Source organism: Fischerella muscicola PCC 7414 (genome assembly GCF_000317205.1).
In the GTDB taxonomy this organism is placed as follows: Bacteria; Cyanobacteriota; Cyanobacteriia; order Cyanobacteriales; family Nostocaceae; genus Fischerella; species Fischerella muscicola.
This window is the reverse complement of record NZ_AJLK01000143.1, coordinates 1-6,282: the sequence shown is the minus strand read 5'-3', so window position 1 is coordinate 6,282 and position 6,282 is coordinate 1. Positions and strand designations below refer to the sequence as shown.

The following is a 6,282-nucleotide window of genomic DNA, read 5'->3' as shown; positions in this document are numbered from 1 at the left end:
ATGAAGTCGAATCTCTTGTTCTAAAGCAAGCAGAAGTTTAACTTTTTCAATCAACAATTCTTCTTTTCTTGGCAGAGGTACGCCTCTGCTTTTCAAAAAAAATAACACAAAAAAACGCAGTAAATTATGTCTAATGAGATTAACTTTGATGAAAATAACCAAGCAATAGAATTGTCGGAGCAGGAATTAGATGCAGTGTCAGGCGGTCTTAATTTATCTGGTTTATTTAAAGATGTTAATCAAATAAGTCAGGTAAATATAGCTAATTTCAAACAAAGTAAATTTGTCTTAGATCAGGTAAGTATAGTTAATTCAGAAGGTTCGTTCAATTCTTTACACATCGAAATTACTAATATAGAATCTACTGCCATCCAAGATATAAGTATCAGCTAGATGGTTTCAATTTAACAAAAAAACAGAGACGACTTAAAAATTATTCAGCCATGAATAATTCTCTGTTTTTTTAAATTAAAAATTTAGAAAAATTGGAGAGAATCTATGTCAGATGAAATTCCTAACGACAATCAATCTGTAGAGTTGACTGAGCAAGAAATAGATGCGATCGCAGCCGGTAAAGACAACGTTCATTATGTAGCTAATCAACTCAGTTTGGTTCCCGATGATTTAACACAGTCAGTTTCCCAATCTGTAGATAAAATCTTCTCTGCCATTCCTCTCATCGGCTTGAATTTTTAGACAATGCTACTATGACGAATTTTCTATAGTTTTAAGCTGGCAATGCTGAATCAGAAAATATTGTGAAGAAATATAAAATTTTTTCAGGGCTGCATAAATTCCTAAACTACCTCAGATAGTTACACAAAGGTTCAAACAAAGGCCACTCTATTTTATGCTTGCGTTCTGCAAAGCCTCTTTATTTCCATTGTTAAATTTTTAGCCAGTAAAAACACTCTCACACCCTTAGAAAATATAAGAGAGTCTAATTATGACAGAAGTTCTACTCAAGGAACTTAGTAATAGTGATATTGATTGGATGCTGAAGACTGGTAGTAGAGAAGAAATTACTACAGGTCAAGTTATCATCCGCCAAGGCGAACCTGTCAATGCTTTATATATTCTCTTAGATGGAGCATTAACAGTTTCTATATCTCAGGCTGACAACAACCCATTGGGACGTGCCTTTGCTGCCTTAGAAGGTGGTGAAATGTCAGGGCGTGAAATCGCCAGATTATCAAGTGGTGAAATGGTAGGAGAAATTCCTTTTATAGAGTCATACTTGCCTTCTACCACTGTTAAGGCACTCAATAATTCCCAAGTCTTAGTGATTCCGCAACAACAGTTAGCAACAAAACTGAAACAAGATGTCAGTTTTGCTGCCCATCTTTACCGGGCGAGTGCGATTCTACTTGCAGACAGAGTAGAGAAAATAGTTAGTCAACTCGGTCACAGCACACTAGTCCTCAGCCAACCTCAGTTGAGAGAAATCTTATTTATTTTCGCGGAATTGCATGATAGTGATATCGATTGGTTAATTGTTGCAGGAGAAGTAAACAAAATTCCCGCAGGTACCGTCCTTATTCATAGTGGTAGACCTGTCGAAGCGTTGCATATCCTCCTAGATGGAAAATTGACACTTTCTACCTCCGAAGACGATCGCAATCCTCTAGCTCGTGCATTTTCCAATTTAGAAAACAGCGAAACTGTAGAACGGGAGTTTGCGAGATTGTCTAGGGGTGACATAGTTGGAGAAACCCCTTTTGTAGAGGCTCCCCCCCCCTCTATGAGTGTGAAAGCCGCAGAAGATTCAGTGGTCTTGTCGATTCCTCGCTGGCGATTAGCCGCCAAATTACTCCATGATGTTGCTTTTGCTGCCCGTTTTTATCGAGTTCTAGCAGTTCTTTTGGCAGATAAACAACGGGCAATAGTCAGTCGACTGGGATACGGCAGACTCAGTTATAGTACGGGTCAGTCGCTGGGTGAAAATCTCGAATATGAGAATGAACTGAACTCCGATTTTTTAGCGCAAGTAGCGCTAGCTGGAGCCAGATTTGACTGGATGCTCAAAAGAATTAGCCGCACTTAAATTAAGTGAACAGTGAACAGTTATCAACCGATAACTGATAACTCGTAACTGATAACTGATAACTGATATAAGATTATGGTTACTCAAAAAAATAATCTGTTTCGCAAACAAGCCTTAGATCATTCATCTTCACCTGAGCGCTTAGATCAATTAATGCAAGTAATTAGCCCAACTAAGTGGCTACCTTTAATTGGTCTAGGTACTTTGGTTGCAGCGGGTTTGGCCTGGAGTGTATTGGGTCGTATCCCGATTACAGTTGAGGGTAAAGGTGTAGTTATCTTTCCTAGCAAAGTAGTCGGGTTCGATTTTCCTTCTTCAGGACAATTGCAGACATTAAATGTGCGTGTGGGCGACTTTGTGAAGAAAGGGCAGGTGTTAGGAACCATTGACCAAAATGAACTGCAAGCCCAATTGCTACAACAACGCGCTAAACTAGCACAACTGCAAGCTCAGGATCAAGATGCTAATTCACTTCAAGACCAACGCACTCAACAGCAAATTATTACGATCGCTCAACAGCGCCAAAACTTAGAAGTACAATTGCAGCAAGCCCAGGCTTTGACTCCAATTCTCAAAAGTAAAAACCTGGATGCGATCGCTCAACAGCGACAAAACCTATTACAAAATTTACGTGATGCTGAAACTTTGGCTCCTACTCTCAAGCAGAGACTAGAACGGCGTCAAGCACTCAAGAATGAAGGGGCTATTTCGGATGATGTAGTGTTGGAAGCACAACAAACCTACCTCAATAGTCTGCAAAAAATTTCCGAACTGAAACAACAACTCAAGCAGCTGGACATCAGTCAGGTTCAAGCTCAAAAATCCTACCTAGAGAACCTCAACCAAATTGACAAATTTAAAACCCAGTTGACAGAACTAAACACTCAACAAAAAAGCCTAGAAGAAAGAAATTTCCAAGCTTCAGTTATTCGGAAAAATCAGATTCAAGATTTGCAGCGCAGCATTGCCCAACTAGAATTAAATTTAAAAAATAACTCTCAGTTTACCAGTAATTATACTGGACGTATTTTAGAACTTACCGTCAATCCCGGACAAAGTTTGGCTCCAGGAACTCGCGTTGGCACAATCGATATCCAACAAACACCATCTACAAAATTACAAACAGTTGCATTTATTCCTGTTAATGACGGTAAAAAGCTCAAAAAGGGCATGAAGTTACAAATTACACCTTCTACAGTCGAGCGAGAACGCTTTGGCGGTATTGTTGGCACAATCACCGATGTTTCATCCTTCCCGATCACAAAAGCAGGTGCAGCCAAGGTTGTAGGTAATCCAGACATCGTCAATAGTTTAGTCACAGCACAACCTCATATTCAAGTCATCGCCGAACTTCAACCAGACACTTCCACCTTCAGTGGCTACAAATGGTCTTCTTCCAAAGGCCCAGAACAGAAAATTACTCCTGGTACGACTTCCTCTGTACGGATCACCGTCAAAGAAGAAGCACCCATTAATTTTGTCTTGCCGATTCTGAAGTCTTTGGGTGGATCGTAGGGAGTGTGGGGAGATGGGGAGGTGGGGAGATGGGGAGATGGGGAGATGGGGAGTAGTAAATAATTAACCACTAACTACTAATGTACAGACGCGAGGAACATCGCGTCTCTACCCACTAACTACTAACTATTGATAAATAACTATGTTAAAGCGAATATTAAAATCACTACCTAAAAAGCGTAAAGATACTCGGCGTCGTACTCCCACACTGCTGCAAATGGAAGCTGTGGAATGTGGCGCTGCTTCTTTAGGAATTATTCTTGGTTATTACGGTCGAATTGTGCCGTTGGCGAAACTCCGGCAAGATTGCGGTGTGTCCCGTGATGGGAGTAAAGCTACTAACGTCCTCGCTGCTGCTAGAAGCTATGGGTTAAATGCTAAAGGCTTCAAGGTAGATTTGGATGGACTGCGGGAAATGGAATGTCCTTACATTGTGTTTTGGAATTTCAACCATTTCCTGGTTGTAGAAGGATTTGGCAAGGATCGAGTTTATCTCAATGATCCTGCCAGTGGGCCACGCCATGTCTCCATGCAGGAATTCAGCAATTCCTTTACAGGCGTAGTGCTGGTTTTGCAGCCTGGCCCAGAGTTCAAAAGAGGGGGACGCAAACCCAGCATTATTGCAGCTTTGTGGCAAAGAATGGGCTTTTCTGTTGTGGCACTTGTTTACTGTGTGGTAGCAGGATTGTTCTTGGTTATTCCTGGAATGGCAATGCCAGCTTTTTCTCAGGTATTTGTAGATAATATTTTAATTCAGGGTCGCAAAGAATGGTTGAATCCCCTGATTGTGGGGATTGTATTCACAGCAGTAATTACTGGATTTTTGACTCTACTACAGTTGCAATCCCTGCGTCGGATGAAAATCAAGCTTTCTGTAGGCATGTCCAGCCAATTCCTGTGGCATATTTTACATTTACCTGTGAGTTTTTACGACCAACGATTTGCAGGAGAAATTAGTAGCCGTGTTCAGCTTAACGACTCTTTAGCGGCTCTACTTTCTGGTAAATTAGCAACCACAGCGATCGCAGCACTAACGGTAATTTTTTATGCAGTGATCATGCTGCAATACGACGTTGTGCTAACTTCGATTGGCATAGCTTTTGTCGCTTTTAATCTCCTCGCCTTGCAGTGGGTATCACGACGGCGGGTAGATGCCAATATGCGATATCAACAGGATCAAGGCAAAGTGACTGGAGTTTCAATTTCTGGTCTCCAGAGTATGGAAACGCTCAAATCATCCGGCTTGGAGTCAGATTTCTTCTCGCGGTGGGCAGGTTATTATGCCAAATCGATCAACGCTAAGCAGGAAATGGATGTAACCAACCAAGCATTGGGAGTTTTACCTTCTTTCCTCTCTAGAATTGCCTCCATGTTACTGATCACCGTGGGCGGTTTGCGAGTGATAGATGGACATTTAAGCATTGGGATGCTGGTGGCATTTCAGGCTTTGATGCAACAATTTATGCAGCCTGTAAACAATCTGATCACCTTGGGAAGCAGTCTGCAAGAAGTTGAAGGTAGTATCACCCGCCTTGATGATGTGTTGCGTAACCCTACGGTTCGGGAACAAGCGAGACAGGGGGGACAAGGGAGACAAAGAGGACAGGGGGAACTGAGAAGACAAGAAATAGAGGCTGGACTCCCAGGTAGGAAAGGAAATCAGCAAATGAAGGATATTTTTGAGAAATTATCTACTTCGCCTGATCAAACTGTCATTCAAGCTTCTGTGTCACCGCGTGTTTCTGTACCTACTGCACCAACAACTAAATTGCAGGGATACGTCGAGTTACGCAATGTCACATTTGGCTACAACCGCATTGCTGCTCCTTTGATTGAAAACTTTAATTTCTCGCTCAAACCAGGACAGCGTGTCGCTTTGGTCGGTGGAAGTGGTTCTGGTAAGTCTACGATCGCCAAAATGATCGCTGGGTTATACGAACCTTGGGAAGGAGAGATCCTGTTTGATGGTCAACCCAGAAGTGAAATTCCTCGGCAAGTTTTAGTTAATTCTCTAGCTTTAGTAGAGCAGGATATTTTTCTGTTTGCTGGCAGTGTTAGAGAAAACTTGACACTCTGGGATACCACTGTCCCGGAAAGTAATTTGGTGCGTGCTTGTAAAGATGCGGCAATCCACGATATTGTCATTTCCTTGCCAGGGGGTTATGGTGCTGAACTCTTGGAAGGTGCTAGCAATTTGAGCGGCGGTCAGCGACAGCGTTTAGAAATTGCCCGCTCTTTAGTTAATAATCCCGCCATTTTAGTGATGGATGAAGCTACCAGCGCTCTTGATACTGAGACTGAAAAAATCATCGACCGGAAACTCCGTCAGCGGGGTTGTACTTGCATTATAGTGGCGCATCGCCTCAGCACTATCCGCGATTGCGATGAAATTATTGTCCTCGAACGTGGAAAAGTAATCCAGCGTGGAACTCACGACGAATTGAAGCAAGTTGAAGGTAAGTATTTGGAATTGATTCGCAGTGAGGGGGGAGCGCTTTAGGAAAGTCAAAAGTCAAAAGCAGCCCTTTCAAGGTGGATAAAAATTTTAGTCAAAAAATCTCTCTTTAACTTCTTGCCTCTGTGTTCTCTGCGCCTGGTGCGGTTAATTTAATTATTTATAAACCACAGAGACACAGAGGTCGCAGAGAGAAAAAAAGAGATTTTTCTAGTCACTTTAAAAGGGCTGGAGTCAAAAGTCAAAAGTTGAAATATTTTTTAATTTC

General features: G+C 41.9%; 5 protein-coding genes. All 5 read left to right on the top strand.

Annotated elements, in window-relative coordinates:
- Nucleotides 1–126: 126 nt before the first annotated feature.
- The 5 genes from UYI_RS0122560 (at nucleotide 127) to UYI_RS0122540 (ending at nucleotide 6,059) form a co-directional block, all read left to right on the top strand.
- Nucleotides 127–393, top strand: coding sequence for a CTB family bacteriocin (locus UYI_RS0122560; RefSeq protein ID WP_016868947.1), 267 nt, complete (start codon nucleotides 127–129; stop codon nucleotides 391–393).
- Nucleotides 394–498: 105 nt separating this feature from the next.
- Complete coding sequence (locus tag UYI_RS0122555; protein WP_016868946.1) at nucleotides 499–696, top strand: hypothetical protein; 198 nt, start codon at nucleotides 499–501, stop codon at nucleotides 694–696.
- A 250-nt stretch (nucleotides 697–946) separates the two neighbouring features.
- Nucleotides 947–2,044, top strand: a complete 1,098-nt coding sequence (locus tag UYI_RS0122550; RefSeq protein ID WP_016868945.1) for a cyclic nucleotide-binding domain-containing protein — start codon at nucleotides 947–949, stop codon at nucleotides 2,042–2,044.
- A gap of 75 nt (nucleotides 2,045–2,119) precedes the next feature.
- Nucleotides 2,120–3,559 (top strand): NHLP bacteriocin system secretion protein, encoded by a 1,440-nt coding sequence (locus tag UYI_RS0122545; RefSeq protein ID WP_016868944.1) that lies wholly within the window; start codon nucleotides 2,120–2,122, stop codon nucleotides 3,557–3,559.
- Between the two features lie 142 nt (nucleotides 3,560–3,701).
- The gene (locus tag UYI_RS0122540) at nucleotides 3,702–6,059 is read left to right on the top strand and encodes an NHLP family bacteriocin export ABC transporter peptidase/permease/ATPase subunit (RefSeq protein WP_016868943.1); all 2,358 of its coding nucleotides are present in this window, start codon (nucleotides 3,702–3,704) and stop codon (nucleotides 6,057–6,059) included.
- The last annotated feature ends 223 nt before the right edge of the window (nucleotides 6,060–6,282 follow it).

Coding starts and splice junctions, on each gene's coding strand:
- UYI_RS0122560 (WP_016868947.1), top strand. CDS start 127: ATGTCTAATGAGATTAACTTTGATGAAAATAACCAAGCAATAGAATTG.
- UYI_RS0122555 (WP_016868946.1), top strand. CDS start 499: ATGTCAGATGAAATTCCTAACGACAATCAATCTGTAGAGTTGACTGAG.
- UYI_RS0122550 (WP_016868945.1), top strand. CDS start 947: ATGACAGAAGTTCTACTCAAGGAACTTAGTAATAGTGATATTGATTGG.
- UYI_RS0122545 (WP_016868944.1), top strand. CDS start 2,120: ATGGTTACTCAAAAAAATAATCTGTTTCGCAAACAAGCCTTAGATCAT.
- UYI_RS0122540 (WP_016868943.1), top strand. CDS start 3,702: ATGTTAAAGCGAATATTAAAATCACTACCTAAAAAGCGTAAAGATACT.